We start from the raw sequence: 26184 nt of genomic DNA, 5'->3' as shown, positions 1-26184 counted from the left end.
CTTTTGTCGGTTCTGTAAAGTTAAATATAGGGAAGATAGTAATAGCTTTTTGTCTCAAAAATGTCTTTTTGCTGCATTACTTGACGATTTACATTCGTACAAACTAAATGATATTTTTATATTAGACTGATATTATTGACAGGTATGCTATCTATGAACAGTTTTTTCCAAAATTACAATACGGGAAAACGTATTATTCTCCATTTGTGTTTTTGGTTTTTGGAATGCAATTTATTTCCTATCAACGGATAGACATTGATAATTCGTGGATATTGTTTCTAAAGGACGTATTTTCGTTATTGACCATATTTTATGTGACAGCTTATGTTATTATTCCGCGTTGGTTTATTCCCGGAAAGTTTTTGCTGTGTATGTTATGGCTATTGTTTATTTATGCCTGGTGGTCGTTTCTAAGTTATTTTGGCGCCCTATTAACGTTAAAATATTTGACACCAGATATTCGTTTAGCAAGTTATCTCGAAATAGTACAAAGTAATGGAATCTTTGGAGCCTTTCGGCTTTCTTCCCTTAGCGATTATTTATTGGATTTTATTTTTTTAGTGGCCCTACCATTTACCGTAAAAATAGTACAGGCATTTATGTCTGTCAAAAATTCCAAAACGAAGCTCGAACTGAAAAATGCCGCATTGGAATTAAACAACGTTCAGTTGGAGCTCGCTTTCCTAAAATACCAGATCAACCCTCATTTTTTACTTAATACACTTTATAGCATCTATGTACTGGTATCCGACCGTGATGAAAGAGGTGGCGAAAGTATGATGCGTTTAAGTAGTATTATGGTGTACCTGCTTCACGAGAGCAATCAGCCCAAGGTGGATATTAGTCGCGAATTTCAACTGCTAAAGGATTATGTTGAATTGGAAAAGTTGCGTTATAGTGAGACCGTGCAGATCAATCTAAATCTAGCGGCCGATGACGAGAACTGTATGATGGTGCCCCTGATCTTCTTTCCGTTTGTAGAAAATGCATTTAAACATGGACCTCGCCTAAGCTCTTCGGCGGGATGGATATCCATAGACATTAAAGTGAAGGACCATGAGGTGCATTTAAACGTGTCCAATGCGTATAGAGAACTTTCAAAACCAGAAAATTATATCGGTGGATTAGGGATAGAAAATGTAAGAAAACGACTGGAACTTCACTATCCGCATCATCACATTTTGGAAATAAAGTCAGATGAGGGTGTGTTTACTGTTAATCTTGTCGTAACTTTACTCCCTGAAGAACAGCCGTAGCACCAAAGCTGTGGATTGCGAAGTACTTATGAATAGAATTAAAACTATCCTTATTGAAGATGAGCCAATTGCGAGAGGTCGCCTGGAGAAACTAGTTTCCAAATTGGGACTGATCGAAATATTGGGTGTATTTGAAAATCCTTCGCAGGCCATTGATATCTTGAAAAAGCATGAGATAGACCTTATTTTGTCAGATATTGATATGCCCGAGATGGATGGGATTACTTTTCTCAAAGGACTTGTTCATCCGCCTTTTGTTGTGTTTATAACTGGCCATTATGAATATGCCGTCGATGGATTCGAACTGGATGTAATCGATTATATTTTAAAGCCACAGCTGACAGAAGAAAGGTTAATCAAGGCAATAGAGAAAGTTCAGAAGGCTATGCTGTTTTCTAGAAGGGCCGCACATGGGGAACGAAAGGCGATTAAGATAAAGGATCGGAATAAGACTATTTTTATAGACCCAACGGATGTTTTCTACCTAAAAGCTTGGGGGGATTATATACAGATCTATTCTGTAGAAGGCATGCAAACTTTATTGTCTACCATGAAAGATATGGAAGCAGAACTACCTTGGGATATGTTTGCCCGTATGCATCGATCTTATATCGTCAATATCAAGCAAATCAAGGGGGTTGAGGCAAGCAAAGTAGTTCTGAAAAATGGAACAGAACTCGGTATAGGTTTGCAATATCGGAATCAGCTTTTTGCCAAGATGGGACTTATATAAAAGTTTAATTTATCGGGTTCATAAACTCTTTCTGTTTCCCGATCTGCATTTTATAATAGCAAACCATAAAATGATAGACCGCAAGTTCATGCAAACGTTGATCCGACACAAACAATCGATTAATAAACATGTGGATATAGCTTGACAATAACGAGGCCCGGGTTGACCGAAACTCTTCTTGATCTGTATGTTTCCGTAAGGTGGAGAATATGCTGTATTGGACTGCACTTAGTCTCTCGTTGGTTTCTCCCAGTTTGTCTAATGGTTTAGCGAACCAGTTTTTTCTATCTTTGAACTTATTGTTGAGATGAACCCAGAGATTTTTATTATTGTCAAATTCTTGCTGATAAAGGGTATTCATACGTATGCAAAAATCTTTTTTTTCGATCATCGTAAATTTTGCGGCTTCGAATAGCGATTCCATATGTTGAAAAGCCAAAAGCCAGCGATCGTTTATTGAACTACTTTGCTGAATTGTCATTAATATGATTTCGCTCTGCCGGAAGAATAACTCCTCGCTAAGTTCGATACATAATGGGGTATATCGTTCAATCTCGCGTTTGTAAGTATCAAAGGATATTGATGAAATCAGACCCTCTTGCACAAATTGTTCCAATAGGTGATTTATAGTGGATACAACGAAAGAACAATGGCTTGGGTCTGAAAGCTCTACCCTAAATCTAATGTGGGGCACTGGATCGTTATAACGTATGAAAAACCATTTTTTTTTAGCTTTTTGCTGATGAATAGTCGTTATGATTAAGGGGAAAATTTCCTTTAACAGGGGGTCTGCAAAATGTAAACCCCAGTAGATTTTGGCGTAAAGCCATTCACTGCCCAAGGGAAAGCACCTTTTCAGGTTATTTTCTTGAGGGGCTGACTCATTTACACGAGCATCATGCGCTGCTTCTATTGGAATAATGATCTCATTGGCAAAAACATTTTGATCTTTATCGCTCGCGATAGATGAATAATCATTCAGGAGATATTCGACTAAAATCGTCTCTCTTTTACAGATGTGATCCAATAGTATTTCCGCGCAAAAAGGATTGTTTAAATTTATCAGCAGTTCATTATCTCCGCTGCTGATGACAACCATTGTTGGGATATCGAGCGCTGTCTGCATATTTTTCACGAAATCGTGGGGGTCACTTGGGTATTTTGCGAGTTTTTGAATTCGCCATTGCGCTCGGGATAAGATAATATTTTTGTAGCTTATTCTCGGGAGCCTAGGCTGTTCTTTCATAATTCCCCAATTCCAGGAGAGATCCAGCCTGTTATTTTGGAATTGGAAATCTGCAAGAAATTTATAGATATTCATACCCTGCCCAAAATTATGGGCTGTCGTCAAACGGGGGATAACCATTTTATTGCATTTTTTAGACCACAAGACTAAGCGATTGTTTTTGACATACAGATATAAGTCACTCACGTCAATTTGTTCTTGTTCTTTGTCAATAGTTGCGGTCAGACAAATGGAAGCTCTTCGGAGTGCTGGTCTAGAAATGATATTTGCAGCATTGTTATCTGGATAATGGCATATCTCGGCGAGTATTGCATTGGGAAATTGCTGTTGCTCTCTGTTGGCAGATTCCTTTAATTTGTTATTCAATTTTTCATCCAGATGTGCGAATCTGGAAATTAAGTTTCCGGATGACGAACCACCAATAGTACCCAGATTGAAGCATAAATTTTGCTCACGTGAACTTCTAAGGAGATTGCCGATGGCATAGAACGAGGAAGGAATGGCATTGGGAGTCTGTTTGCGCTGTTTAGCAATATGATCTAGATCTTCACGGGTCAGCTGAATTTCAGTGAAATGACTTTTTGCACTTTCTACAAATTTTTTAATGACCATCTCTTGATAATGGTGGTCCTCATATTTTTTTTCTCCGGTTGCGGCTATATTTTTTACTTCCCCAAGTATTTCATCGGTAACATTGTATACACCCTCCTGACGGCCATAACCAATACCGGTATCGGGATCCAAGGCCGTAGTCAATGGGATCATTCTATCTTCATATTTATCATAGAATGCAGTTCTAAACCGGTCAAAATCTGCCAACTTTGCCTAAGTGCAAAGTGGTAGTAACTCCTGAAATTGATCTCTGAGGTGATTTAATGCAGTATTGGGTAATTTGTTGTCTTTCATTTCAATAAGGAGGTCTCCCTGTAACAAATTGGCCCTGTCGAGGTCTGGAATGATAGACTGCAATAATTTAACAATGTCATTCTCTATGTTAACTGCAGATTGAGAACTATGCAGCAGTGTTTGTATCCTTGATAAAGCATTTAAATAATATTTCTCCTTATCCACTCTTTCAAGAGTCTTGATCAAACTGTCCAGATAACCTCGACCAATTACATTGGGCTGTAATTCGGAGGATATAATCCCGAGACTGATGAGGTTATTGACAAATAGGGTAGCATGTGCTGTTGAAGCCCCAAAACGCTGCAGCAAATCGGTCAATGATTGATAGTGGGCAGTTCGCTCATTGCTTTCGAAATATTCGACGACACGATGCAAAACAGGGGTAAGCCTAATGCGTTTCAGTATATTCTATCCTTTTTTTCCATTGGTTACTTTTTGATAGTATTTGTAATATTTGCCATCTACGTATAGGGTTGGATTAATGCGATAATAGAGTTGACTATAAATTCGTTTGTCTTTGGATACCTGTGCAATAATCCCTGTCAGAATGGATGCATCCAGTTTCAATACAGTTTTATGGATATTACCCCTGATTAATGACACCTTTTTTTCGGAGGCGATAACGTTCCCCAAAGATACACCTGCGAATAAACCGAAAGGCGTACTCCTTGTGCTCATGCGAATCGCATATTTGAGTAGCGAAGTAATTATTTTTGGGTTGCTCTCTTTTTTGTATTCAATCCATTTTTCGACTTCAACCGAGAAGGTCGGGCTTGCTAAAAATAGTGCTTCTCTTAATCGCTCACCTTGAAACAGATGACGAAGTTTCTCTTCCATAACATCTGCCTCTTTTATCCTTAACAGATCAACGGCAACTGTCGTGGGAAGTAATGGTGTGCGCAGCAGAAAATAATCGGATAACTGGAATAATGACATGGATAGATGGGACTAGTATTTCATGACCTGTTTTATACAGGACTGAAACATTTCGGGCGAAATTGGTTTTTGCAGTGCAAAATGCTTCCTATTTTTGATAAATTCGGGATATTGCCAACGTGACAAAGCTGAGGTAATAATTAGGATAGGGATATCGACGATCAATTCGGCAAGCGTATTGATATTGCCGCCGCTAACAATGAGATCTAAGAATAGGATGTCCGCAGATTTTAGATCTTGCCTAAATAATGCTAGATTTTCAATGTCTTCGACCATTCTTATCAATTGAAGATCTGGAAACATATGGATGTATTCCACCATTTTTTTTGTTGCCAGTGGTTCATCCTCTATGAGAAAACATTTGAGTTGGGGTGAAGTCATGTATTTGGTTAGTTTTTTTTATATGGGGGGCGCAAAGACGATTGCTATAAAGGCGCCTACCAGAACGCCTTTACAGCTTTATCCTCTTTTATATTACTTTTGAAGATGTAACCGTCCTAATTGTTATCAGTTCCATATCATCAAAATCAAAAAATGAGATCGGTTCGACCACGCAGACAGTTTGTACATCCAGTACAAAATCTTCCGCTAAAAAATTTTCAATGTTTTCCATAGGTAATACGTTTAAATTGTAAACAAATGTGCTTTCTACGGAAGAGAACGACGAAAAATATCGACGGAATGGGAAATGAAGCCGACGAACTAAAGAATCCATTCGACGAAAAAATAGCGTCTGTTGCTATTTCTGTTTAAGTTTATATTGATGTTAAACCTTTTCGATGTAACCGGTCAGAAGATGATTTGCGTGAATGAAGGGCAACTGTACGCTGTTATCATATTCGACGAAATCGCATTTGAGTACGATGAAATAGCGGTAGCTTAATTGTAGAATTCTGTTGGGGTGTTTATCTTAGACCTATCTATTTTAGCTTCGGAAAACCATTTCTTTAGCGATTAAAATCTTGTGGCATCACTAGATAAGCTAAATAAAAGTCTTAAGGTAATTCCTTAAACGATAAAAGCGTCTACCAAATAAATAGGTGAGTAGTGTGAGCGATCGAAACAAATGAGAATATGAATTTATCTAATGAAATGCACTGTTTTTTGAAAAGAGAAGGTTTACGGTTATTTAGAAAAAAAGTAAGCTGGCAAACCTCCGCGAAATATCAGATCTATGGGGACGGGAAAACAAAAATCGGTGTCGCATTTGACCGGATTCAAAATTTTATGGATAAAGAAACCAAAGCATCCATGGGGAATAACGTGGAAACGATTAAACTCGAACAACGTGGTGATTATATCATTTACGGTTTTGTTGAAGAAGTTGACATGTAAAGAAGAGTTTCAACGAGATTAATTTTTTACGTTGAATTTAACCTTTCCTATTTTATATTGAGTAAATCTTACAAATCAATCCCTTAATTGTGTAATGATTTGCATCTTTTTTGTGGCCAAATTTGTTGTATAAAATCAAACAATCCGTTATGGCGACAGATATTTATAAAGACACAGTCTATATACCTTTGGAAGATGTTGAAAGCGAACATTGTGCATCAATTGTCGAAAAAGGACTAGCCCGGGTTAAAGGCCTAGCGAGCTACCGGGTGGAATTGAATAATCACAGAGCTGCTATCGTACCGAAGGATAGTGAAGCAGTCATTAGCAGTGTAAAGGCGATCAAAGACCTTGGCTATGGTGTTTCTACATTGACCAAAACATTTCCAGTTCTTGGGATGACTTGTGCCTCCTGTGCCAGTAGCGCCGAAAGTATGGCGAAATATGAACAGGGGGTTGTTAATGCAGCTGTAAATTTTGCAACAGGATATCTCACTGTTGAATATATTTCCGGTGTAACAGATCCTTTAAAAATCCAAAAGGCGGTCCAAGCTGGTGGCTATGATCTGTTAATCGAAGAGGAATCCACACAGCAGGAAACTTTGGAGGCTATTCACGCAGAGAAATTCCGTAAGCTTAAGATCAAAACTCGTTGGGCAGTGTTGCTATCACTTCCCGTAGTGATCATTGGTATGTTTTTTATGAATATGCCTTACGCTAATCCTATCATGTGGCTATTTTCCACGCCAGTGGTTCTTTGGCTAGGTAAGGATTTTTTTGTCAATGCGTGGAAGCAGGCAAAACACCGTTCCGCCAACATGGACACACTCGTTGCATTAAGTACAGGAATAGCCTATATTTTCAGTGTATTCAACATGCTTTTTGCTGACTTTTGGCATCAACGCGGATTACATGCACATGTATATTTTGAGGCCGCTTCAGTTGTCATTGCTTTTATTTTATTGGGCAAATTGCTGGAAGAAAAGGCAAAAGGCAATACCTCATCGGCTATTAAAAAGCTAATGGGACTACAGCCTAAGACGGTTATGGTAATTCTAGCGGATGGAACTGAGCGTCAGGTTCCTATAGAAGCGGTTAATACGGGCGATATTATTCTGGTGAAACCGGGGGAGAAGATCGCTGTCGATGGCATTGTTATCCGTGGAAATTCCTATGTCGATGAAAGTATGTTAAGCGGGGAGCCGGTGCCTATTTTAAAAGTGGAAAATGAGCACGTGTTCGCGGGGACCATCAATCAGAAAGGTAGCTTTCAGTTCAGAGCGACAAAAGTGGGTAAAGAAACCATGCTGGCAAATATTATTAAAATGGTACAGGATGCACAGGGAAGTAAGGCTCCGGTACAGAAGCTGGTTGATCGAATTGCTGCTGTATTCGTTCCGGTTGTCATTGGGATTGCTATTTTAACTTTTCTATTGTGGTTTATATTGGGTGGAGAAAACCATCTGGCGCAAGGATTATTGGCTACAGTAACGGTTTTAGTGATCGCCTGTCCCTGTGCACTGGGTTTAGCAACGCCTACAGCCATCATGGTTGGAGTGGGTAAGGGAGCCGAGCAGGGCGTTTTAATTAAGGATGCGGAAAGTCTAGAGCTGGCCAAAAAGGTGAATGCAGTTGTTTTGGATAAAACAGGAACCATTACAGCGGGAAAACCAGTGGTTACTGATGTGTATTGGAAGGATAATACGGATGATTTAAAGGGCATCTTGTTGAGCTTGGAGAAAAAGTCGGAACATCCTTTGGCAGAAGCTGTTGTAGCTTATTTCAATAATGTAAAAGCAACACCAATATCTTTTATCGAAAGTATCACGGGTAAAGGTATCAAGGGCAGTGAAGGAATCGAAACGTATTATGTGGGGAACCGAAGGTTGTTGGAGGAAAATAGGATTACAATTTCGACGGAATTGATGGAACATGCCACGCAATGGGAAAATCAATCTAAAACGGTGATCTGGTTTGCCGATAGTCAGACTGCTTTAGCGGTCATTGCCATTGCAGATCGGATCAAGGAAACTTCTGTACGTGCCATCAAGGAGCTGCAAGCAATGGGAATTGAACTATACATGCTGACTGGTGACAACGAGGCTACGGCTAGGGCTATCGCTTCAGAAACAGGTCTTCAGCATTACAAAGCGGAGGTATTACCAGAGCACAAAGCCGATTTTGTTAAAAAATTGCAGCAGAAGGGGAAGGTAGTGGCTATGGTAGGGGACGGTATCAATGACAGCACAGCCTTAGCAACAGCCGATGTCAGTATTGCCATGGGAAAAGGAAGCGATATCGCAATGGACGTAGCTAAAATGACCATTATTTCTTCTGATCTAACGAAAATACCACAGGCAATCCGACTTTCGAAACAAACGGTCGCAACGATCAAGCAAAACTTGTTTTGGGCGTTTATTTACAATTTGGTTGGCATTCCGCTCGCTGCAGGTATTCTGTATCCATTCAACGGTTTTCTTTTAAACCCGATGATAGCTGGCGCAGCAATGGCATTGAGCAGTGTAAGTGTCGTCAGTAATAGCTTGCGGCTTCGCTGGAAAAAATAGCTAATTATGGCTGAGCGGTAGACTTCGTTTTAAACGGTAAATATTGTAAAACAAAACAGAAAAACTGTAAGTACAACCCATTATATTATAGGGATATTTGTATAAATAATGAAATAGATTGATAACATTAAAATTAAATAACATGGAAAGCAAAGAACTTCAATTTAAAACAAACCTTAACTGTGGGGGCTGTGTGTCTAAAGTAAGCGCTGATCTGGATAGTATGGAGGGCATCTGTGAATGGAGTGTTGACACTGCGAATGCAGACAAGATCTTGACAGTAAAATCTGATGGTGTTTCGGAAGAAGAAGTTGTTGAAATTATTAAAAGAAAGGGCTTCGATGCAGTGGCCTGCTCCGCTTAATTGTTCAATAACGCGATAGAAATATCCGGATTGAATTTCACCCTAAAGTTATATCAACTTTAGGTGAATTTTGTGTTATCATTTCTATGGTGTTAAACAATCATTATGTTTGTTGATTAACCCTGTGGAAGTTGCTGATGAGTTTTGAGATTTTATTGTTGAGTACTAGCTTTGTTTTCAGTAGTTTATATTGCATGCGGGTAGCCGCCACTTGTGGTCACGGATAATTAAGATTAAATTAGCTCATGCTTTGAAAATTTTCCCCCCGAGGACGGTAGGGTTGACGCTTAGCAAGGTACAATTTATATTGTAAATAAAATAATTTAATGAAACAAAAGACAATGAGTATAAGGTTTAATAGCAGATCTATTTTTTTTGGACTTGTCGCGTTATCGACCGGTTTATTTTTTGGCTGTGGAAATCCAGGTACTAAAAATGAGGTCAAGACCGAAAAGGTGGAGGAACCTGCTGAAGTTAGTGCACCTACAACCCAGGAGTTATCTTTTAAAGATAAAGAGGGTAAGGTTCTTCCATTAAGTGCTTTAAAAGGTAAGGTCGTGTTTATCAATTTCTGGGCGACCTGGTGTCCTCCATGTATCCATGAACTTCCTTCGATTGACCAGCTTAGGCAATCGCTTAAAGATCATAAGGATATTGTTTTTCTCATGGTAGATGTTGATGGCGACATCGAGAAGTCTTCGGCATTTATGGCAGAAAATAAGTATGACCTACCTCTTTATATAGCAGCGGGGGATATTCCTGCAGAATTCTTAGGACAGTCCATACCGACAACAGTCATCCTGGATAAAGCTGGAAAGATCGTAGAACGCCTGGAGGGAAGCCGTGACTATGGAACTCCTGAGATAAAAAAAGCATTGCAGGATATCGCAAGTGGCAGCTAACGATCAACTGTTGCAATCGCTATTTTCTATAGATGGAGAATAGAATTTGAAAAGAAAAACAGTAATTTCGCGGTGTCAAGTTAATTTATAGCGATGTCCGAACTTCAAGAGCAGACTGCAGTCAGAACGACTTATTTTAGTATTGTGGGTAATGCATTACTGGCCTTATTAAAATGGCTGGCGGGTTTCTTCGGAAACTCCTATGCGCTGATTGCGGATGCAATTGAGTCAACAGCGGACATTTTCTCCTCATTTCTCGTCCTTCTGGGTTTAAAATATGCGCAACGACCTGCCGACGACAATCACCCGTATGGTCATGGTCGGGTAGAACCCCTTATTACATTTATTGTCGTCGGTTTTCTTATTGTTTCGGCAACTATAATCGCTTATGAAAGTATTGAGAATATAGGAACGCCACATGACTTGCCAAAACCTTGGACCTTAATCGTTCTCGGCGGCATCATTGTATGGAAAGAAATTTCTTACAGGATCGTTATGAAGAAAAGTAAAGAAACAAATAGTTCATCATTGCGTGCAGACGCTTGGCACCATCGAAGCGATGCGATAACGTCAGTTGCGGCTTTTATTGGGATATCTATTGCATTGTTGCTCGGAAAAGGATACGAAAATGCCGATGACTATGCTGCATTATTTGCCGCTGGGTTCATACTTTACAACTGTTATCATATTTTCAGACCAGCGCTTGGCGAGATCATGGATGAAAATGTCTACGAAGAAGTCATTGATGACATCCGGAAAGAGGCATTAAAAGTTGAGGGGATCAAAGCGACAGAAAAATGTTTTGTCCGTAAATCGGGGGCTAAATATCACGTCGATCTGCACGCTATTGTCGATAGTGAAATTACGGTACGAGCAGGGCATGAGCTTGCGCATAAGCTCAAAGACCATTTGGTTGCACATGTTCCTGATCTTGGTCATGTGATGATCCATATCGAACCGAACGAATGCCTTTGGGCGTCAAATTAACATGGCAGCACATGCTATTTTTCTTGAGCCGTGCCGCCATTTGATTTTTATTGAAACTTAGGTATTTTCAGCTTCAAGCAATTCGATCTGCCATTTAATCTGATCCGCTTTGATAGGGTAATCGACATTATTTCTTAAGCTTTCATAAATGGCTTCAAACAGCTGATTATAATCTCCTTTATGTGGCGTTACGAAGGATTCATGTTTTTGATTCGCAGCATCTATGGTAACGAGTTTCCCTTCGAGACCTGCTGGCTCAAGGCCATAAGATGGATTGTCGGGTAACATACCATCCATCAATTGCTGTTCTTGCACATCCGTCATATTCTTGATAAAACTCCCTTTTGTACCGTGGATGACAAAGGCTGGTTGTGGAGAAGCGACCAAAAGACTACCCGTTAAATACACATTCAATCCAGCTGGATAAGAGAGCTGGTAGTGAAAATAATCTGCAACTTTAGAATCCGGTCTGTTAATGGATGTTGTCTTGGTAAATTTAACCGGCTTTCCAAAAAGGGAGATGGCCTGATCAATAAGGTGCGGGCCTAGGTCATAAGTGATACCATTGGAAATATACTGCGTATCTTCCTTGAAGTATTTTTGTCCCAATTCCATTTTATAGCGATCAAATCTAAAATGCACTTCAATCAGCTTTCCTAACTCGCCACTGTCAATCACTTTTTTAATGTCTAAAAAGTGACCGTCATACCGTCTGTTTTGATAGAAAATTAAGTGTTTACCTTGTTTTTTGCTGATGGCAAGAAGCGTGTCGAATTGTGTAGTGTCATCCACCGCAGGCTTTTCTATCAATACATGTTTCCCTGCCTCTAGCGCCTCTTTGGCATATTGGAAATGGGTATAATTTGGTGTGTTCACAATGACCAGTTCTATAGTTTCGTCAGCTAGTAAGTCCGCAATAGTATCGTAACTTATGATTCCGGGATAGAATTGATGCGCGTTCTTTTTCGAGCGTTCCACAACAGCACTAAGATTAAAATGTGGATTTGTATATATAAATGGTGCGTGAAAGACACGTCCAGACATGCCAAAACTAAGTATTCCTGTGTTAATTTGAGTATATTTCATTGTGTTTAAACTAAGGCAGATTACGCCAGTTATTAATTCATTTATAGACAGCTCAAGTACTTTTTTTATTATCTCGCCCACACCGACTTTTTATTTCTAACGTATTTTAGGTAGCCGATTACGCCATTCTTTTGTCGTAAGTTGATAAACCGGAGAGCGCTGAAGAAAAACGGATGTGCTACAATACCTGTAATGAATAGTGGCATTCCTGTTTTGAGATCATGGTATAAATATATACTTTTATACTATGTATTGCAATATCCAGCTTTCTATTTATTTGAAGATTAACAGGCTATTGCAAACAGAGTGAGACCAATTATAATTTCCGCTTTTACAGGTTATTGGTAAAAGTAATATAAAGTTTAAAAAATCAATGAAATTATGAATACTATCGTAAAATTTGCAGGCGTTGTTTTGGTGGTCGTTTTAAGCGGCTGTAACGTACATCGTGATGCCCAATTTAGAAAAGGACATTGGGTATTTGGGGGCTTTGAGCGACCCAAAGGAGTAAATCCAATTATTGAGCCTGATACAAGTTCGGTATTTTATGATCCAATGCTGAGAAAGGAAATTCGATGGGAGGATAACGATACCTTTAATCCTGCAGCGGTTGTTAAGGGAGATAGTGTATATGTCATTTATCGCGCCGAGGATCGGACAGGAAAGGCGATTGGCCACCGTACCTCCAGGCTGGGACTCGCTGCCAGTGCGGATGGCATTCATTTCGAACGGCTCAAAACACCGGTATTCTACCCTGCTCCTGATGACCAACAGGATAACGAATGGCCTGGCGGGACGGAGGATCCTCGGATAGCGCAAACAGAGGATGGGCGTTTTGTCATGTTTTACACCCAGTGGAACCGAAAGGTACCTCGGCTCGGTGTAGCAATATCCACCGACCTGAAACACTGGGTGAAGTATGGCCCCATTTTTAAACAATCGAAAAATAATCCCAATTTAATCAATGAACCGCATAAATCGGCTTCAATTGTGACCGTATTGAAAGGCAATAAGCAGGTGATTACAAAAATCAACGGAAAATATTGGTTGTACTGGGGGGAATACGGTGTGTATGGTGCCACATCCGATAATCTGATTGACTGGGAACCCGTAATGGACCATAGAGGTGCGATGAAAGCCTTCATCACGCCCAGGTATGGCTATTTCGATAGCGCATTGACTGAATGCGGTCCTCCGGCAGTTTTAACTGATAAAGGAATTTTGTTGTTATACAATGGTAAGAATCATGCTGAGAAAGGAGATATGCGTTTTGCTAAAAAGAGCTATTCCGCAGGTCAGGTTCTATTTGATCCGCGAGATCCGACAAGCGTATTAGCTCGAATGGACGTTCCTTTTTTACGCCCCATGGAACCTTTCGAAAAAAGTGGGCAATATATCGACGGGACGGTTTTTATTGAAGGGTTGGTGTTTTTTAAACAAAAATGGTTTTTATATTATGGCTGTGCAGACTCTAAAGTTGCTGTGGCTATTTATGATCCGCGCCATCCGGGGCTAATGGATCCTGTACCTGGATTGAAATAGAGAAGGATGGGTCTTTGAAGTTTGTTCGGATATTGGGTAGCTGGTCAAGGAGCATATGTTTTGCTGAAACCTGTAGAATTAAAAAAGGCAGATCATTTGATCTGCCTTTTTGGGTAAGTAATCGGGCTCGAACCGACGACCCCTAGAACCACAATCTAGTGCTCTAACCAACTGAGCTATACCTACCGTGATTTTGATGATACAAAAGTACGATTAAACCCTATTCCCTCCAAATATTTGACTGAAAAAAAACAGCGTTTAAAGCCAACTAGGTGAAGATTAGTTTATTAAATTTTGATAAAAAACGTCGAAATGCGTGCATAGCGGTGCGGATAAGCATTTCGCTACGCCCAAAGCCACATTTTACTTCCAATTTTTATTAAAAAAGGCGGTTCTTATGAAAGAAACCGCCTTTTTTTGTAAAAGGAATGCCCTTATATCATTTCTACACTTCTCTTCACAAAAGATGTTAGATCGGCCCCAGACAATAAACCTCTGGATAAAAGTGCTAAATCAAAAGCCTGTTTTGCTAGTTTTGAGCCCTCTTCGTCCGATGCTGATAAAATTCTTTTGATCAGTGGATGGTTACCGTTGACAGTTACCTTATAATTGTCGGGCAATGAACCATAGAAATTCATACCACCACCTGTCTTAGCCATCTCTTTCATCCGACGCATAAATTCATCAATTGTTACCGATACAGGCAGATCACCCTCATTTAACGCATCAATTTCAACTTTCATATCTTGGCGTGAAATTGCTTTTTCGAAAACTTCCAGCGCTTTTTTAGATTCTTCTTCCGAAAGAGCCAGGTCGACCTTTTCATCTTTCTGAATCAATTTATCGATAACGTCAGCATCTACACGTTTCAGTTGCACCTTTTCGCCACCCTTTTCCTCCAAATAAGCCGCAAAGTGCGTATCTAGTGGACCATCGAGTGTCAGTACATCATAACCTTTGTTTAATGCAGTTTGGATAAATCCATCTTGTTGGGCAGCATCATGCGTATATAAGTAGATAATGTTTCCATCTTTATCTACCTGGATATCTTTGACTTTCTCATAATATTCTTTGATGGTAAAACTTTCGTTTTTCGTATTTTTTACCAGACAGAAGTCATTTGCTTTTTCAGCAAATTTCTCATCGCTTAGCATACCATATTTGATAAATAAGCCGATATCCGTCCATTTCTCCTCAAAGCCTTTGCGGTCAGTCTTAAATATTTCGTTCAATTTGTCAGCCACCTTTTTGGTGATATAGCTATTGATTTTCTTAACGTTGCTGTCCGCCTGCAAAAATGAACGGGAAACGTTCAACGGAATGTCTGGAGAATCGATTACACCGTGAAGTAACATCAAGAACTCTGGAACAATATCTTTCACTTCGTCGGTAATGAACACTTGTCTCGAGTACAGTTTGATTTTATTACGCTGGATCTCCAGTTCATTTTTAACTTTAGGAAAGTAAAGGATACCGGTCAGGTTGAATGGATAATCTACGTTGAGGTGAATCCAAAACAAAGGCTCATCCATGGAGTAAGGATATAACTCGCGGTAGAATGCCAAATAATCTTCATCTTTTAATTCAGACGGTGACTTTGTCCATGCTGGATTAGTATTATTGATAATATTGTCTACCGCAACAGATTTGTATTTTGGTTTTCCTTCTTCGTCTTCACCATCCGGCTCAGAATTTGTTTTTGTACCAAAACGGATTGGAACGGGAAGGAATTTAGCATACTTATCTAAAATCGTCTGTAAACGTGCCTGGCTTAAAAATTCAGTGGATTCTTCGTTAATATGTAGAATGACATCAGTACCACGAGTGGTTCTTGTGCCTGTAGAGATTTCGTAAGATGTACTACCATCGCAAGTCCAATGGGCTGGTTCTGCTCCATCCTGATAGGATAAGGATTCGATTTCCACCGTATCGGCCACCATAAATGCGGAATAGAAGCCCAAACCAAAACGGCCAATGATTTCGTTTGCATCATTTGCTTCTTTAAATTTTTCCATAAACTCTGTCGCTCCGGAGAAAGCGATCTGGTTGATGTATTTTTTTATTTCCTCTGCTGTCATACCAATACCATTGTCGGAAATAGTGATGGTTTTGGCAGCTTCATCAAATTTTACGTCTACAATCAATTCACCTGTTTCACCTTGATATTGACCTAAAGAAGCCAGGCGTTTGATTTTTTGAGAAGCATCAACGGCATTAGATACCAGTTCACGCAAGAAAATTTCATTATCGGAATATAAGAACTTTTTGATTACGGGAAATATGTTCTCCGTGTGAATTGAAATACTACCTTTTTCTGGATTCATAATTTGTATGTCGCTATTTTTTAATTTTATGATTTGTTTACAACATACAATCTATGTTCCAAATCGCTCCTATAAGACATGATGGCAGGAAACGTCCTATTTTGTCATAAGTCCATGTGTTGCGTTGAATGTATCTTAATGTAGACTGTCAGCAAGCGAAAGCCCCTTAGCCTAATTCAGGCTAGGGCTCTGTGGAAAGTTGGCAACATGTGCATATTTGGGTCCAAGTCCAATAATGGCATCCTTCCACAGCAATTCACCGTTACCTTCAAAAATAAGCTGATGGTGGTATTTGTTCTGTACTGCCCAGCTATTTTCTTTAATTTCAGCGTCAAGTTGACCTGCAGACCATCCGGAATAGCCAATAAAGAATTTTAATTCGTCAGCTTTAATGCTATCCGTCTGGATGGCTTCGATAAGCTTCTCTTCATCGCCCCCGAAATAGATTCCAGGAGCAACTTCTTCGCCACTCAGCAACAAATCAAAACGGTTATGTACAAAAAAAAGACTTTCCTGAGCCACGGGGCCACCCATGTAGATGGGGAAATTACAATCCGGTATAGATTCCAATAATTGGCCTATGCGCACATTGGTTTGATTATTTAAAACAAAACCGAGAGATCCTTCCGTATTATATTCACATAGCAATATCACGGATCTGAGGAATCTTGGGTCTAACATAAACGGTTCGGAAATTAACAGACTTCCTTTTTGTGGGTCGAGTTCGGTAAACATATAGCGCGTATTTTAATGAGTTGTTGATCTAATCTTTTTTAATTAGAACTATGCGAGATTTGTGCCAAAATTGGGATTTTGTCAATTTCTACTAACTTTATAGAGAAAAAGCAATGATTTTAGTAAGTTTGTAGGACATAAATATAGGTTTCTATGTCCATTCAACATAAAGATATTGCAGCAATCAGACAGGATTACGTATTAGGTAGCCTATCTGAATCGGATGTGGATCGTGATCCAGTCCACCAGTTTAAAAAATGGTTTGATGCGGCTATCCACAGCGAGGTGAACGAACCCAATGCGATGGTGCTTTCAACCGTATCTTCCCATCATTTGCCGTCCTCGCGAGTTGTTCTATTGAAGGATATTGTCGCAGAAGGTTTAGTCTTTTTTACAAATTATGAGAGTCGTAAAGGGGAGGACATGAAAGCTAATCCGCATGCTGCATTATTGTTTTTCTGGCCTGAATTGCAACGGCAGGTCCGGATCGAAGGTGTTATTGATTTTGTAAGTGAGGCCGATTCGGATGAATATTTTCAATCACGGCCTAAAGGGAGCCGTATCGGGGCACTGGCTTCCCCACAGAGCCACGAAATTCCCGACCGCAGTTTCTTGGAAAATAGGGTGGAACAACTCGAACACCAATATACTGGAAGCGACGCTGTACCTAGACCTTCACATTGGGGCGGCTATCTACTGAAACCGATTTATTTCGAGTTCTGGCAGGGACGTGCAAGCCGGCTGCATGATCGTATCGTTTATAAAAAAGTGTCTGATTCCTGGAAGATTACGCGTATAGCTCCGTAAATATGACATTTGACGAAATTAAATCGATGTTGGTTTCCAGATTTGGAACTCAAGTTATTCTTAAAGAAGATCGCAATGGGCTGCAGCCTGCATTATTTATTGATAAGGAAGATATCGTAGCCGTCTGTTTATTCCTGCGGGATACGGAGGGTTTGTATTTTGATTTTTTGAGCAATCTTACTGCGGTGGACTATCAAACGCATTTTACTGTTGTGTACCATCTCAATTCATTGCCTTATCAACACAGTTTGGTCTTAAAAGTTGAGCTGTCTGGTCATCGTTCGCTGGACGAATTACCTGAGATTCCTTCGCTTAATTCGGTATGGCGTACGGCAGACTGGCATGAGCGCGAAGCATTTGACCTGATGGGTATCTATTTTGAGGGACATCCGGACCTTAGAAGGATTCTGTTACCTGACGATTGGGAAGGTTATCCTCTGCGGAAGGATTATGAAGAGGCAGAAACATATCATGGCATCCATATTAAATGATCGAAATGGCGAATCCAAAATATAAAGAGGCATTAGTGCGGTATGAAAAACACCTTACAGCGATATCCAGCCAGGAAATGGTCTTAAATATGGGGCCTCAGCATCCATCAACGCATGGCGTGCTCCGGCTTCAGCTGATTACCGACGGAGAGATTGTGAAAGAGGTTGTTCCACATTTGGGTTATCTGCACCGCTGTTTTGACAAGCATGCCGAATCGTTAAATTACGCAAAGACAATTCCTTTTACTGATCGCCTGGATTACCTCGCCTCGATGAATAATAGTCATGCTTTCGTGATGGGTGTCGAACGCATGCTTGGTCTTGATCGTAAAATACCTAAAAGGATAGAGTATATCCGGGTACTGGTCTGTGAACTCAACCGAATTGCGTCGCACCTGATTGCTATTGGAACATATGGTATTGATATCGGTGCAACAACGCCGTTTCTTTGGTGCTTCCGTGACCGTGAACACATTATGAATATGCTCGAGTGGGCTTCTGGCTCCAGGATGTTGTACAACTATATCTGGGTAGGCGGTTTGTTTTATGATTTGCCTGTCGGCTTTGAAGAGCGCTGTGCAGAATTTATTACCTACTTCAAACCTAAATTGGTCGAACTGGATGAAATTTTAACTCAGAATCAAATCTTTATCTCCCGTACGGCTAAAATAGGTATACTTCCTGCTGACGTTGCGATAAATTATGGTGTATCGGGACCTATGCTTCGGGCTTCAGGAATAAAATGGGATTTGCGACGCATAGATGGCTATTCGGTTTACCCAGAAATTGATTTTGAGATTCCTGTCGGAAAAGGTGAAATGGGCGCAATCGGCGATTGCTGGGACCGTTATAAAGTTAGGGTAGACGAAGTCAAAGAATCTGTTCGCATTGTTGAGCAATGTCTTGAACGATTACAGAAAGACTTTAAACGTACAGCTGAATTTGATCCGAGAGCGCTGGTTCCGAAAAAAGTAAATTTGAAAGCGCAGGATTATTACGTCCGTGCTGAAAATCCGAAAGGAGAATTGGGTTTTTACTTTGTCACAAAAGATAAATCAGATATTCCATTGCGTGTAAAGTCGCGGGGACCGAGTTTTAATAACCTATCGGTGATTTCGGAACTCGGAAAAGGCGTGCTGATAGCTGATTTGATTGCGATTCTGGGGTCTATTGATATTGTTCTGGGTGAAGTAGATCGCTAATCTGCGGTAGTATGCGTGTTTTATTAACGATTTAGCACATTTAAAAGGTGTATTGTATTGAAAATGTTGCATGAAAACGCAAATAAATTTGTAAATGAGCGCAATTTTAATCATATTTGCAGTCTCATAATTTAAGTTTATAATTGGTTAATGAAAGCTCGTTACTCCCAAAGTAACGGGCTTTTCTTTTTATGGCGAGCAACCTACTAGATGTCGTTTATTTATGATGCCTGTGTGTTGGTTTGAGCTTGAAGGGTTTACTGCTTTTTCATCGGAGCAATGTTGATTATCCTGTATATTTCATCGAATTCCTGCACTAGAATTTAACGCAAATGATTACCTTTACTGGTCTTAAATATAAAAAAGTGACGGATAGTTTAGTTATCATTCCAACATATAATGAAAAGGAAAATATTGAAAAAATCATTCGCAAAGTTTTTTCCTTATCACATGCATTTGATATTTTAATTGTAGACGATGGTTCCCCGGATGGAACGGCGACCATCATCAAGAATTTACAGCTTAATGAATTTGACGGCCGTTTGTTTATTGAAGAGCGGATCGGGAAGCTGGGGTTGGGAACGGCATATATCCATGGATTTAAATGGGCGCTATCGCGCGAACATTACCACTATATTTTTGAAATGGATGCAGATTTTAGTCACAATCCGGAGGATCTGCTTCGCTTACGGCAGGCTTGTGTGGATGGTGCTGATATGAGTATAGGTTCGCGCTATATCAAGGGCGTGAATGTAGTCAATTGGCCGATGAGCCGGGTGCTGATGTCGTATTTCGCTTCGGTATATGTTCGTTTTATAACGGGGATAAATATCCAGGATGCTACCGCGGGGTTTGTGTGTTTTACTAGAGAAGTCCTCCGTACAATCCCACTCGAAAAGATTAAGTTTGTGGGTTATGCCTTTCAGATTGAAATGAAATTCACCGCCATAAAATATGGCTTTAAAGTGGTTGAAGTACCCATTATATTTACAGATCGGACCGAAGGTACATCAAAGATGAGCACCAGTATCTTTAAGGAAGCTTTTTTCGGAGTTATCCAATTAAAATTAGGTAGTATCGGGAAACGCTATAAGAGAAATTAAAAATATTGCCACCATGAATGAGAATTTAGATCCAAATGCAGAACGTCTCAGTAATACCGACCGTGATATTGAACGGGCATTGCGGCCTCAGGCTTTTGAAGATTTTACGGGACAGGCTAAAATTTTAGAAAACCTCAATATTTTTGTGAAAGCGGCCAGGCTGAGAGGCGAGGCGCTGGATCACGTTTTGCTGCATGGCCCTCCGGGCTTAGGAAAAACGACTTTGTCGCATATTATTGCGAATGAGATGGGAGTTGGTATCAAAATTACTTCAGGACCTGTATTGGACAAACCGGGTGATCTAGCGGGGTTATTGACAAATCTGGAAGAAGGAGATGTCTTGTTTATCGATGAGATCCACCGCTTAAGTCCTTTGGTGGAGGAATATCTCTATTCGGCAATGGAAGATTTCAAAATTGACATCATGCTGGAGACAGGGCCAAACGCACGGTCTGTGCAGATTTCGCTGAATCCGTTTACTTTGATTGGTGCCACCACGCGCTCGGGTCTGTTGACAGCCCCCCTGCGCGCACGCTTTGGAATTAATTCACGTCTACAATATTATGATGCAAAACTGCTGACTACTATCGTGCTGCGCTCGGCTCATATCTTAAACACACCGATATCTGAGGAAGGGGCCTACGAGATTGCGCGGAGGAGCAGGGGGACACCCCGGATAGCCAATGCTTTACTGCGCCGTACACGGGATTTTGCGCAGATAAAGGGTAACGGAAGCATCGATAAAGAAATAGCAAAGTACGCTTTACATGCGCTTAATGTGGATGAGAATGGTTTAGACGAGATGGACAATAAAATCTTAACAACCATTATTGACAAATTCAAGGGTGGACCTGTCGGACTAAAAACTGTAGCGACAGCAGTTGGGGAGGATGAAGGTACGATTGAGGAAGTCTATGAACCCTTTCTGATTCAAGAAGGATACATCATGCGGACCTCGCGGGGTCGCGAATGTACAGAAGCTGCTTATAAGCACTTGGGCCGAGTGAATCATTCGAAAGGAAACACACTGTTTTAAGAACGAATGAAAAGTATATTTTAGTTTTTTTGCTGCATAATTTTATTGGTCCGGCTCATTAAAGCCGGACTAGGTTTTGTTCGTTGAAAATAGCTTATCTGCGCCTGTAACTCCTCCTGTATCCAAGGATGCTTTTTCCGTAGGTTATTTAAAATGTCCAGGCAGTTGACCAGTACAGCGACAGGACAGGGAGGGTCGATCATCCATTGGAAGGAGTACTCGATGATTTCTTCTTCTGCCTCATTCCCAAGTGAATATTCTTTATTCTTATTCGACGTCAAAAATAGCAGAACCTTCGTGTAACTTCTAAGACAGCTCCAATTCTTTTGTTTTTTTAAATTATCCAGGAATTGTGGAAGAACCGGTTTTAGCAGTGCCGTATTTTTTAAAACGATGGTTTCAAAAACCCATGCGGCGCGAAAGGCTATCTTTTTATCTTTCTCTAAGGAGATTTTCAACAGATCGGCCAGGGTTATCCCTTGAAGAATATCCAAAGAAAAATCCGTTACCTCGAAAGATCTCAAGGTAACGGATAAAAATGCCAATTTTTCATCGTAGGTCATGCAACCGTTATTTTTGTGGTTTTTCTCGATTTATTTCGGTCATGTCAACCTCGTTCATTTTGGAATCGCCCAACAGATACTGGCTAAAGTAATCGCCCATTTTCCAAAAGAAATATTCTGTCATATCGCCAAAACCATGTCTTTGTCCGGGTAACAGCAGGAAATCAAATCTTTTGTTTGCTTTAATGAGTGCATCGACCATTCGAATGGAGTTAGCCGGGTGTACATTGTTGTCAATATCTCCGGTAGCGATAAGTAATCTACCTTTTAGGTTTTTTGCGAGCTCTGTATTTTTATTGATCTGGTACGAGAATGTGGTATCGCCCTTTGCGGATACTTTTTCTGTGACGCCATGATGACGCTCACTCCACCAGCGGTTGTAGATCTGATTTTCATGGTTTCCAGCACCAGACACCGCAACTTTAAAGAAGTCAGGATAAACAAGCATCGCGGCCGTAGACATAAATCCACCGCCGGAGTGGCCAGTTATACCCACACGGTTAATGTCAATATATTTATAGCGGTCAGCAAGCTGTTCTGCCGCTACTTTTTTATCTTCCAAACCATAGTCGCGTAGATTACCGTAACCATAGGTGTGGTACCACTGCGAACGTGAAGGATGTCCACCGCGGTTACCCACCGTGATGACGATAAAACCGAACTGCGCTAGCCTGTCGATTCGGTCCATGCTTCTTCCAAAGGATTTATTGACTGCTTCGGTCTGAGGTCCAGGGTAAACATATTCGACAATGGGGTACGTCCTGGTACTGTCAAAATCAAATGGTTTATACATCACCCCATAGAGATCCGTGGTTCCATCCCCAGCTTTCACTTTAAAAGGTTCCGGAAATTTGTAATCAGCAGCAAAAAGTAACGACAGATCGGCCTTTTCCAATGTCATTACTTTTTGTCCATTGCTATTGTATAAGACAGATTCGGGCGTTGTGTTTACCCTGGAGGAATTATTGACAAAATACTTTGAAGATTCACTCATTTCCACCTGGTGATCAAAATTCCCCGGGTTTAAAAGTTTCATGCCAGCGCCATTTGTATTTATACTGTATTGATGTAAATAATAAGGGTCTTCGTTTTTCTCACGGCCCGATGCGGTAAAGTATAGTGTTCCTGAAGCAGGGTCTAAACCGGTAATTTCCTCCGTGTGAAAGGCACCTTTTGTAATTTGATTGATCAATTTTCCATTCGTGTCGTAAAGGTAGTAGTGGCCCCAGCCATCTCTTTCTGACCAGTGGACTAATTGCTTTTTATTTTCAATCAAGAATGGTTTTTGAGCATCCAGATATACATTGGAACGCTCCTGGATAATGGTGTTTACCGTACCATTTATATTGACTTTTAGGAGGTCAATCCGTTTGAGGTCGCGGCTAGAACGTGAAATGTAAAACTCTTCATTAGTGCCTAACCAGTAGTTGATAAAGTAATCTTCCTTATACGAATTTTTATCCGGAGTTTTTGTCCAGGTTGAGAGGGTCTGATTTTTAAACGCGGAAACATTGATGCGGCGTGGAGTTTTTGCTCCTGCATCAAAGATATAAAGTTCAGTTTCCGTCGAATCGACCTCACCTGGCATTTGGTATTTATACGTTTCAAGTGTTGGGCGGGATGAGCCAACATTATTGATTACCCACAAAGGTTTTAATGAACGGTTGTCCTTTCTGCTCAAGGTAAAATAACGCCCATCTGGCGACCAGCTGATCCATACCCGCTTACGTTTAGGTTCATTTTCTTTATCTTTATCTTTTTCGTCACCGGTAGTTGTACTGTATTCATCGCCGCCCCAAGCATAATATTGTACACCGTCTTTTGTAATCTGGTGTTCTACAATGGTGCTGTCCTTTTCATTTTTTACCGCTTTAAGGTAATTGGATCTGTCCATCCAATACAAATTGTAGTCTTTTGCAAAGTAAACTGTATTGGTATCGGGGGAGAAGCTCGCCCAACCCAAAGGTGGTTTTACTTTTGTCGAGTCACTGATTTCTAACACAGACTTTGTTGCCAGATCGTATTCCAGATAAAATAGTTTCTTTTTGGTGGTATCGGACTTATTCTTGAGTTTTTGTATTTCATCTTTGGATTTGACGGTATCTTGCGTACTCTGAACCTGAAATCTTAATTTCTTTTCATCTTTGGTAAATCGAAGCCCTTGTAATTCCAAATGTTGCGCATCTACAGGGTTTTTTACGATTTTAGTAATTTGAGCGGCGATGTCGTCATTATTGAAAAGGAGTTCTTTCTTTTTCAGGGCAGGGTTAACAATGTACCAGTTTTTTCCCTGCGGGCTTGCATAATCATACCAAAATCGATCAGAAAAATTGATCCAGTTTGGTTTGATACTCGTTGAAAAAATCATTTTCTTTAATTTTTCAGGGGAAAATTTTGCCGCCAACTGATAGTTGGCTTTTATAGGTGCCTCTTTCGCCTGTTGAGCAGTGCCAATATAGGGTAATAAGCTGGCTGCTAAGATAAAGTAGAACTTATGCATTAAATAATGATATAGATAATCGTGTAATAATGGTTTTGGATGTAAAAATATCTATAATGGGGTTCTTTTGCGAATGATTCGTGTAATAATCCTATGATGGATAGAAGTTTTCACTGAAATTAACCAAAAAAAGCTCCTTTGTTGCCCGTGTCACTCCGGTATACAGCCATCTTAAAAATTCAAGATCCAACATCTCATCGTTTATATACCCCTGGTCGACAAAGACAATTGGCCACTGGCCCCCTTGCGCTTTATGGCAGGTAATTGCAAAAGCAAATTTAATCTGAAGCGCATTATAATAGGGATCCTTTTTGATCGCTTCTAGGCGGTCTTTTTTATCCATAATGTCGGCATAATCCAAAGCAATCTCTTCGTAGAGTGTCTTCTGGGTCTCATAAGGCAGATTGGGACTGTCCGTATAGAGGCTGTCTAGGATCACGCGGCAGGTGATCGGTTCTATTTCGTCAATATCAACAAATTCAAGTGTGACATCTGCAAATCGAAAACCATGCTGATCGTGGATGTTACTTACTTTTCGTACTTTGGCCATATCGCCATTGGCAATAAACCCATCGCCCATGTTGTTTTCCTGCAGCCAGAAGTAGTTGTTCTTCACCACCATAATATAATCTCCGCCGGTCAGTTCTTCGTCCCGAAACAAAATCCTGTTCCTTATGTTTTGGTTGTACAAATTTGCTGAGCGATTTGAACGGCAGATAATCATTGTATTTTCGAGTCCATATTTGTCATAGGCATAATTTATACCCTCTATTAACCGTTCACCTGTCATTCTGTAAAGGTCTTTAAATCCTTTAGTTATGAATTTTGGAAAAGGAAAGTCATCTTGATCTTCTTCTGCAGAGGTTATCTCTTCGCGTATTTTTGTCGCATTATACAGTATACCGGAATCTCTGGACTGCCGGACAACGGAGGTCAGCTCAAACGGATAAACGCAGAGATGAAATTCACTTTCAAGATAACTTGGGTTTAATGCGGGGCTGTCCAGGAGTCCTACAGGTGGTAACTGGGCGGTATCTCCGACAAACAGTAGGGTACAGTTCTTCCCGGATTGCACATAGCGGATCAGGTCATCCAAAAGACTTCCCGAAAAGGCATTGACAGGAGCATTGGATATCATTGACGCTTCATCGATAATAAATAGCGTATCTTCATGAAGATTCTCTGCTAAAGTGAAATCCAGCTGAAATGAGACAGCAGATTTTTTTCGATAGATTTTCTTGTGGATTGTCAGTGCTTTGCGACCAGAATAATAGGTAATCACTTTTGCAGCCCTACCCGTTGGAGCTAGCAGAACAGCTTTTTTGCGTAATGCTGGCAGTACTTTGACCAGCGCCGAAATTAACGTTGTCTTTCCCGTACCGGCGTATCCTCGAAGGACAAAGCAGGATTGCTTGTCAAAAGCGAGTAGAAATTCTTCCAGTAATTCGAAGGCCTCCAACTGCTGATCGGTGGCCTGCCATGGAAATTGCTGTATTAACAGATTTTTGATGAACACCTTCAAAGTTATTTAAAAGGTTTGTCTTATCCTCTAGAAAAAGCTAT

The 26184-nt window shown here is 40.3% G+C and carries 22 protein-coding genes, 1 tRNA gene and 1 pseudogene; 13 read left to right on the top strand and 11 right to left on the bottom strand.

All coding sequences use genetic code 11. The features are described from left to right. Positions 1-224 precede the first annotated feature (224 nt). Together B3139_RS12680 and B3139_RS12675 are read left to right on the top strand one after the other, a co-directional pair. Positions 225-1256 (top strand): sensor histidine kinase, encoded by a 1032-nt coding sequence (locus B3139_RS12680; RefSeq protein WP_293883623.1) that lies wholly within the window; start codon positions 225-227, stop codon positions 1254-1256. Positions 1257-1284: 28 nt separating this feature from the next. Further along, on the top strand, positions 1285-1989 hold the full coding sequence (locus B3139_RS12675) for a LytR/AlgR family response regulator transcription factor (protein ID WP_293883621.1): 705 nt from the start codon (positions 1285-1287) through the stop codon (positions 1987-1989). A 4-nt stretch (positions 1990-1993) separates the two neighbouring features. On the opposite strand, the gene B3139_RS12670 is transcribed toward B3139_RS12675, so the two are convergent. The 4 genes and pseudogenes from B3139_RS12670 to B3139_RS12655 form a co-directional block, all read right to left on the bottom strand. Then, complete coding sequence (locus tag B3139_RS12670) at positions 1994-2830, bottom strand: thiopeptide-type bacteriocin biosynthesis protein (RefSeq protein ID WP_293883678.1); 837 nt, start codon at positions 2828-2830, stop codon at positions 1994-1996. A 198-nt stretch (positions 2831-3028) separates the two neighbouring features. Beyond that, a pseudogene (locus tag B3139_RS12665) lies at positions 3029-4978 on the bottom strand (lantibiotic dehydratase family protein); the annotation flags it as partial. A gap of 111 nt (positions 4979-5089) precedes the next feature. Next, entirely contained in the window at positions 5090-5458 is a 369-nt protein-coding gene (locus B3139_RS12660; RefSeq protein WP_293883619.1) for a hypothetical protein, read from the bottom strand. An 88-nt stretch (positions 5459-5546) separates the two neighbouring features. Next, on the bottom strand, positions 5547-5690 hold the full coding sequence (locus B3139_RS12655) for a hypothetical protein (protein WP_293883617.1): 144 nt from the start codon (positions 5688-5690) through the stop codon (positions 5547-5549). Positions 5691-6151: 461 nt separating this feature from the next. On the opposite strand from B3139_RS12655, the gene B3139_RS12650 reads away from it, so the two are divergent. The 5 genes from B3139_RS12650 to B3139_RS12630 all read left to right on the top strand — a co-directional run bounded on the left by B3139_RS12650 (position 6152) and on the right by B3139_RS12630 (position 11232). Further along, on the top strand, positions 6152-6412 hold the full coding sequence (locus B3139_RS12650) for a hypothetical protein (protein ID WP_293883615.1): 261 nt from the start codon (positions 6152-6154) through the stop codon (positions 6410-6412). A gap of 149 nt (positions 6413-6561) precedes the next feature. Beyond that, entirely contained in the window at positions 6562-8979 is a 2418-nt protein-coding gene (locus B3139_RS12645; protein WP_293883613.1) for a heavy metal translocating P-type ATPase, read from the top strand. A gap of 142 nt (positions 8980-9121) precedes the next feature. After that, complete coding sequence (locus B3139_RS12640) at positions 9122-9343, top strand: heavy-metal-associated domain-containing protein (protein WP_293883611.1); 222 nt, start codon at positions 9122-9124, stop codon at positions 9341-9343. Positions 9344-9684: 341 nt separating this feature from the next. Beyond that, complete coding sequence (locus tag B3139_RS12635) at positions 9685-10245, top strand: TlpA family protein disulfide reductase (RefSeq protein WP_293883609.1); 561 nt, start codon at positions 9685-9687, stop codon at positions 10243-10245. A gap of 93 nt (positions 10246-10338) precedes the next feature. Beyond that, on the top strand, positions 10339-11232 hold the full coding sequence (locus tag B3139_RS12630; protein WP_293883607.1) for a cation diffusion facilitator family transporter: 894 nt from the start codon (positions 10339-10341) through the stop codon (positions 11230-11232). Between the two features lie 57 nt (positions 11233-11289). Here the strand turns inward: B3139_RS12630 and B3139_RS12625 are convergent, their stop codons facing one another. Continuing rightward, positions 11290-12318, bottom strand: coding sequence for a Gfo/Idh/MocA family protein (locus B3139_RS12625; RefSeq protein WP_293883605.1), 1029 nt, complete (start codon positions 12316-12318; stop codon positions 11290-11292). 381 nt (positions 12319-12699) lie between these two features. Between B3139_RS12625 and B3139_RS12620 the strand changes: the two genes are divergently transcribed. Further along, positions 12700-13860 (top strand): glycoside hydrolase family 130 protein, encoded by a 1161-nt coding sequence (locus B3139_RS12620; protein ID WP_293883603.1) that lies wholly within the window; start codon positions 12700-12702, stop codon positions 13858-13860. Between the two features lie 112 nt (positions 13861-13972). On the opposite strand, the gene B3139_RS12615 is transcribed toward B3139_RS12620, so the two are convergent. From B3139_RS12615 to B3139_RS12605, 3 genes are all read right to left on the bottom strand, one after another. Beyond that, positions 13973-14046, bottom strand: a tRNA-His gene (locus B3139_RS12615). 248 nt (positions 14047-14294) lie between these two features. Continuing rightward, positions 14295-16184, bottom strand: coding sequence for a molecular chaperone HtpG (htpG, locus tag B3139_RS12610; RefSeq protein WP_293883601.1), 1890 nt, complete (start codon positions 16182-16184; stop codon positions 14295-14297). Between the two features lie 171 nt (positions 16185-16355). Then, on the bottom strand, positions 16356-16919 hold the full coding sequence (locus B3139_RS12605; protein ID WP_293883599.1) for a YqgE/AlgH family protein: 564 nt from the start codon (positions 16917-16919) through the stop codon (positions 16356-16358). 153 nt (positions 16920-17072) lie between these two features. Here B3139_RS12605 and pdxH point away from each other — a divergent pair, with 153 nt between their 5' ends. The 5 genes from pdxH to ruvB all read left to right on the top strand — a co-directional run bounded on the left by pdxH (position 17073) and on the right by ruvB (position 21558). Further along, positions 17073-17726 (top strand): pyridoxamine 5'-phosphate oxidase, encoded by a 654-nt coding sequence (gene pdxH, locus B3139_RS12600; RefSeq protein ID WP_293883597.1) that lies wholly within the window; start codon positions 17073-17075, stop codon positions 17724-17726. Positions 17727-17728: 2 nt separating this feature from the next. Next, on the top strand, positions 17729-18217 hold the full coding sequence (locus B3139_RS12595; RefSeq protein ID WP_293883595.1) for an NADH-quinone oxidoreductase subunit C: 489 nt from the start codon (positions 17729-17731) through the stop codon (positions 18215-18217). 5 nt (positions 18218-18222) lie between these two features. Further along, positions 18223-19419 carry an NADH-quinone oxidoreductase subunit D gene (locus B3139_RS12590; protein ID WP_293883593.1) on the top strand — a complete coding sequence of 399 codons (1197 nt, stop codon included), beginning with the start codon at positions 18223-18225 and terminating at the stop codon, positions 19417-19419. 365 nt (positions 19420-19784) lie between these two features. Next, entirely contained in the window at positions 19785-20522 is a 738-nt protein-coding gene (locus B3139_RS12585) for a polyprenol monophosphomannose synthase (protein WP_293883676.1), read from the top strand. A 13-nt stretch (positions 20523-20535) separates the two neighbouring features. Continuing rightward, the gene (gene ruvB, locus B3139_RS12580) at positions 20536-21558 is read left to right on the top strand and encodes a Holliday junction branch migration DNA helicase RuvB (protein ID WP_209580257.1); all 1023 of its coding nucleotides are present in this window, start codon (positions 20536-20538) and stop codon (positions 21556-21558) included. A gap of 20 nt (positions 21559-21578) precedes the next feature. Here ruvB and B3139_RS12575 read toward each other — a convergent pair whose 3' ends face one another. The 3 genes from B3139_RS12575 to B3139_RS12565 all read right to left on the bottom strand — a co-directional run bounded on the left by B3139_RS12575 (position 21579) and on the right by B3139_RS12565 (position 26137). Further along, positions 21579-22121, bottom strand: coding sequence for a hypothetical protein (locus tag B3139_RS12575; protein WP_293883590.1), 543 nt, complete (start codon positions 22119-22121; stop codon positions 21579-21581). 7 nt (positions 22122-22128) lie between these two features. Beyond that, the gene (locus B3139_RS12570; protein ID WP_293883588.1) at positions 22129-24621 is read right to left on the bottom strand and encodes a S9 family peptidase; all 2493 of its coding nucleotides are present in this window, start codon (positions 24619-24621) and stop codon (positions 22129-22131) included. Positions 24622-24712: 91 nt separating this feature from the next. Beyond that, the gene (locus B3139_RS12565; protein ID WP_293883586.1) at positions 24713-26137 is read right to left on the bottom strand and encodes an ATP-dependent DNA helicase; all 1425 of its coding nucleotides are present in this window, start codon (positions 26135-26137) and stop codon (positions 24713-24715) included. Between the last annotated feature and the right edge of the window lie 47 nt (positions 26138-26184).

Origin of the sequence: Sphingobacterium sp. UBA1498 (genome assembly GCF_002325125.1) — a bacterium.
Classification (GTDB): domain Bacteria; phylum Bacteroidota; class Bacteroidia; order Sphingobacteriales; family Sphingobacteriaceae; genus Sphingobacterium.
This window is presented reverse-complemented; position numbering and strand designations above follow the sequence as displayed.